Origin of the sequence: Corallococcus praedator (assembly GCF_003612125.1) — a bacterium.
In the GTDB taxonomy this organism is placed as follows: domain Bacteria; phylum Myxococcota; class Myxococcia; order Myxococcales; family Myxococcaceae; genus Corallococcus; species Corallococcus praedator.
In genome coordinates this window covers 1-408 of the sequence record NZ_RAWI01001275.1, presented here as the reverse complement: position 1 = coordinate 408, position 408 = coordinate 1, and the positions used below count along the sequence as shown (strand labels likewise).

1 protein-coding gene is annotated in these 408 nt (G+C 52.5%); it reads left to right on the top strand.

Annotated elements, in window-relative coordinates:
* Positions 1-64: 64 nt before the first annotated feature.
* On the top strand, positions 65-408 hold a 344-nt coding region (locus tag D7Y13_RS47535), incomplete at its 3' end, for a hypothetical protein (RefSeq protein WP_208734719.1).

Genomic DNA, 408 nt, shown 5'->3' with positions numbered 1-408 from the left:
GGAGTGTTCCGATACAGTGGTTCGTCACTATGGAGGCAAGTGGTTTGGCGCTTCACTTGAATTCATGAAGTTCGACAGTCCGAGTGCACACTTCGTGCCGTTTTACATGGCGAAGGGCGCCGTGACTGGGGACTACGTGGCAACTGTGACTTTTTCCGACACTCACAAAGATTCCAACGGCAACACCCGTACGACGACGCGGAGCGTGCACATTCCTCGGCGGTCCCTGACTCATTCTTTCTTTCATCACAACACGCAAGTCTACGCAGGATACCGGCGAGATCCCAAACACGTGAGGATTCTACAAGGAGAGCATGTTCCGATGATTGCTCGAACCATAGACGACGTTGATTTGGCGCGTGCTGACGACTTGAATCAATTTGAAATGAGCCTCGCCACGTTGAACGG